5 protein-coding genes are annotated in these 4207 nt (G+C 57.6%); 3 read left to right on the top strand and 2 right to left on the bottom strand.

Going from position 1 to position 4207, the window contains the following annotated elements; translation table 11 throughout:
• Window positions 1-23: 23 nt before the first annotated feature.
• Window positions 24-698, bottom strand: a complete 675-nt coding sequence (locus ACP5J3_RS11505) for an endonuclease III domain-containing protein (RefSeq protein ID WP_428495819.1) — start codon at window positions 696-698, stop codon at window positions 24-26.
• 45 nt (window positions 699-743) lie between these two features.
• On the opposite strand from ACP5J3_RS11505, the gene ACP5J3_RS11500 reads away from it, so the two are divergent.
• The 3 genes from ACP5J3_RS11500 (at window position 744) to ACP5J3_RS11490 (ending at window position 3674) form a co-directional block, all read left to right on the top strand.
• Window positions 744-1241 carry a hypothetical protein gene (locus tag ACP5J3_RS11500; RefSeq protein ID WP_428495818.1) on the top strand — a complete coding sequence of 166 codons (498 nt, stop codon included), beginning with the start codon at window positions 744-746 and terminating at the stop codon, window positions 1239-1241.
• Between the two features lie 43 nt (window positions 1242-1284).
• Entirely contained in the window at window positions 1285-2073 is a 789-nt protein-coding gene (locus ACP5J3_RS11495; RefSeq protein WP_428495817.1) for an AAA family ATPase, read from the top strand.
• 122 nt (window positions 2074-2195) lie between these two features.
• On the top strand, window positions 2196-3674 hold the full coding sequence (locus ACP5J3_RS11490) for a carboxypeptidase M32 (RefSeq protein WP_428495816.1): 1479 nt from the start codon (window positions 2196-2198) through the stop codon (window positions 3672-3674).
• Here ACP5J3_RS11490 and ACP5J3_RS11485 read toward each other — a convergent pair.
• Window positions 3671-4207: tRNA(His) guanylyltransferase Thg1 family protein (locus ACP5J3_RS11485; RefSeq protein WP_428495815.1), on the bottom strand; the 537-nt coding region annotated here is incomplete at its 5' end. The genes ACP5J3_RS11490 and ACP5J3_RS11485 overlap by 4 nt on opposite strands.

The following is a 4207-nucleotide window of genomic DNA, read 5'->3' as shown; positions in this document are numbered from 1 at the left end:
TGATGTGCCAATGCAGGCGGCGACTACGTGACCGGTGACCTGCCGGCTGATCTATAAGAGGGGCACCTCTCTCCTATGGGACATGCGCCGCATCTGGGATCCCTCGCCCTACATACATACCTGCCGAATTGTATTAGCTTTAGGTGTATTTCTAAGTAGCGCTCTGGAGGTACCCTCTCCATGAACCACCTGCTGATCTGCCCATATCTGTCGCCGACCCCCCAGCGCTTTGCTATACGTGTGATGTGCGTGTCCACGGGGAAAGTCGGCAGGCCTAGGTTTACCAACACCACGTCCGCTGTCTTCTCCCCAACACCCGGCAGGCTTAGGAGGAGTCTCCTAGCTTCCTCGGGCCCCATCTCCACAAGCCTCTGGGGGGTTATGCCGAGCTTCATGAAGGCGTCAGCCAGCGCCTTCAGGTTGCGCGCCCTCTGCCGGTGCATGCCGGCGGGCCTAATCAACGTTTCCAGCTCCTCCGTGGACAGCGCCAGCAACGCCTCAGGCGTCACGCCCCCCAGCCTCTTCTTTAGATTTGCAAAGGCGCGGAAGGCGTTCTTATCCGACGTGTTTTGCGATAAAACAACGGCCACTAGGAGCTCGAAGAGGTTGCCCCCCTCTCTCCAGACGACGGGGGCGACGAACTCCTCCAGCCGTAGCTCGACGGCTCTGTCCACCAGCTCTATGAACTCGGAGGACATGGAGTTGTGTCCATAGGCCTTATATAACTCTGATGCCGTGGCTACGTGGACGAGGTCAAGTTCTCGTTGCGCAAGTCAGATTTCGACAAATTCGCCGAGAGGCTGGGCGTCAACCCTGAGGAGTTGTTGTCTGCGCTGAGGGCCGAGGTGGTTAAGGTAGGGCCTGGCTTTAGGTACGTCATCGACATGGAGAACTTCTTCTACTTTGTCGTGTCGCGGATTGTCACAGTGGCGCAGAAGAGAGAGGGGGCCTCCCGCCAGATCGCACTTGAGGAGTTTGAGAGGACACTTAACGAGGTTATTGAGAAGCTGGCGGGGATCAGCGGATATGCCAAACTTGTGGAGGTTAGAGACGCAGTTATGGAACAGCTGGGTATTAGGGAGGAGGACTTCGCGAGGTTGTTATCAGAGCTACTTCAAGCAAGGAGGGGGGCCTATGTATTACTGGAGGGCGGCGATCTGAAGGTGCAGATAGGCGCCAAGAAGTACGGGTTTATAAAAAGGGTGGAGAGGAGGGCCGTGGCCGAGGTGACGTACTACTAGTAAGATATCTCCCCATCTTATTTAACGGTAGTTATGATAAGACGTGAGTTTAAACGGTTGCTCTATCCCGAAGTGGCCGGTGGCAGGAGAGGCGTATAGGCTGGGTGGTAGGTCTTGGCAGAGGGCTGTCGAGTCGCTTGTTAAGTTGACGTCGGCGTTTCCCATGGCCGTCCTCCTGGGCAGGGCTGGTATGGGGAAGTCCCAGGTGGCTTACGAGGTGTGTAAAAAGACTAACTGTATATACGTCGACTTGACAGAGGTGGGCGAGAGGAGCATGGCCAACATTGCGGCGATTGTGGCGTGGAGGCTTTTGTCTAGATACGGTGATAGGGGAGGCGCGAAGAACAGGTTGCTGGAGGTCTATAGGAAGTTCGGCTACGAGGGGCTTGCGTCGCTCGCTAGGGGCGATCCCGCGTGGACTCTGCGATCCGCGCTGGAGCTGGCCGGCACGAGGACGGTGGTTGTGCTGGACGAGTTCCTACCCTCGGCGGAGGATCCCAAATTCTTCGAGGTGGCCTACATAATGCACAGGATAAGGAACATGAACTTGCCCAACTCCTCGTTTCTAGTGACCATGTTGCCTGAGGTGTATGAGAAGATTGTGGAGCGCATACCCCCGCTTGGCAACTTCTTCATCCACATCACAGTGCAGTTGCCCGACGTAATTCCCGAGGAGGAGGTGGAGGACATAGTCTCGGCCTACTGCCCGGAGAAGGCAGAGCTGGCTCGTAAAATTCTCGCAGAAAAGCCTGACATAACGGTGCGCGAGCTGTTGCTGGAGCTCAACAACATGCCCTCGAGGAGATACGTAGAGCTTGTACCGGCGGATTAGAGGAGCCCCTTTCCACACCTACATCGAGGCTTAAGCCAGCCGCCGCCCCCGAGGGCGATTAGCCAGAGGGTTGGGTCGTTAGTTTGTTGTTAACTGTTAAATGTAGATACGATGCCACACGTATGATTAGGTCGGAGACGGTGAAGCAGATTTTGGAGCATTACAGAGTTGTCTGGGCGCTGAGCCACGCCCAGGGGCTCATGGGGTGGGACTCGGAGACCTACATGCCGGAGGAGGGGGTGAAGGGGAGGGCTGTGGCTAGGGCGGAGATCGCTCAGCTGATTCAGAGGTTTATGCTTGACGAGAAGTTTGTCAAGTTGGTAGAGAAGGCGGAGGAGGAGAGAGATCTCACAGACGTGGAGAGGGGAGTTGTGAGGGTTTTGAAACGTGACTTGAAGTTCTACCAGAGGGTGCCTCCTGAAGTTGTGAAGGAGTTCGCCAAAGTCACGTCGGAGGCCTTCGTGGCGTGGAGGGGCGCGAAGGAGAAGGCGAAGTTCGAACTCTTCGCCCCCTACCTAGAGAAGATTGTGGAGCTGTCGCGGGTTATTTCGGATAAGCTGGGCTACGAGGAGCACCCCTACGACGCACTTCTAGATTTATACGAGGAGGGCCTCACGTCGAGGGACGTGGAGGCCGTGTTCTCGGTGCTCGAGCCCGGGGTAAAGAAGCTACTGGCGAGGCTGGAGTCCGCCGGCTGGCCGAAGAGGCACCCGCTTGAGGAGGTGCCTTACGAGAGGTCTAGGGTGGAGGCGGCTATAATGGAGGTGCTCGAGCTGGTGGGGTACCCCAGGGGGAGGTTTAGAGTGGATGTGTCGCCGCATCCATTTACCATAGGCATTACGACGCCTTTCGATGTGAGGATTACGGTGAGGTACAGAGGGGTGGATTTTAAAGAGCCTCTCTTCTCGGCGCTTCACGAATACGGCCACGCCCTCTACGAGCTAAACATAGACGAGTCGCTTGCCATGACGCCTGTGGGCGCCGGCGTGTCTCTGGGCGTCCACGAGAGCCAGTCGAGATTTATGGAAAACGTGGTCGGCAGAAGCCGGGAGTTCGTGGGCAAGGCGGCGCCCATACTCCGCAGGCACCTTGACTTCCTTTCGAAGTACTCAGACGACGACCTCTTCTACTATTTCAACGTGGTGAGGCCCAGCTTAATAAGAACGGAGGCGGACGAGGTTACCTACAACCTCCACATCCTGCTCCGCTACAGGCTGGAGCGGCTCCTCATAACGGGGGAGGTTAAGGTCCGGCAGTTGCCTGAGCTTTGGAATGAGGAAATGGACCGCCTGCTGGGGGTGAGGCCGAGGAACGACGCGGAGGGCGTTCTTCAAGATGTGCATTGGAGCCACGGCTCCATCGGCTACTTCCCCACCTACACCCTGGGCAACGTGGTGGCCGCCATGATATACTTCAAACATGGGAGGGTAAGGGAGCTCGTCGCTGAGGGCAACTTCGCCGCCCTTAAGGACTACCTCAGAGAAAAGATACACAGGTGGGGGAGCGTGTACCCGCCGAAGGAGCTCCTTGTTAAGAGCTTCGGCGAGGCCTACAACGCCGAGTACCTGATCCGATACCTAGAGGAGAAGTATAGGGGTTAGCACACCTTGCAGAGAGGCGCCAGCGCGGTGCAGACGTCGGACTCGGCTCGGTACTTCTCCTCTTTATTTAAAAACGTGCCCCAAGCCAGCTCGTAGTCGGCAACCTCTACCTTTTTCAGCATTTCCTCTATACGCGGCGTGCGCTCATCTACCAGGCCGGCGCGCCTCGCCTCCTGGATTACGTAGTTGTTTAGCCCCACCCTTGCCCTGAAGAGGAGGTAGGCGGCCGCGTCGCAGTGGTCGCGTAGCTTGACTACCCTCCCGTCGAAGTACAGCGGCCGCCCCAGCTTGGCGGTCAGCTCGGCTGAGGCCTGCGCGGCGAGGACGCTGATGATTTTAAAGGTGCGGCCGCCGTAGGGGGTGTATCTGAGGAAGAGGAGGTTTATCTCGTCGCTTACGACGTGGGCGTGGTCCGCTCCGTGTGTCGAGGCCAGGGCCTTGGCTACTTCGACAAGCGCGTTGTGCACTGCGCGGCTCCGGGGAGGGGGGAAGTCTCTCAGCCGCTTTCCGAAGCCCACGCCGTCTAGCCTAAC

Source organism: Pyrobaculum sp., from assembly GCF_049971835.1.
GTDB lineage: Archaea > Thermoproteota > Thermoprotei > Thermoproteales > Thermoproteaceae > Pyrobaculum.
This window is presented reverse-complemented; position numbering and strand designations above follow the sequence as displayed.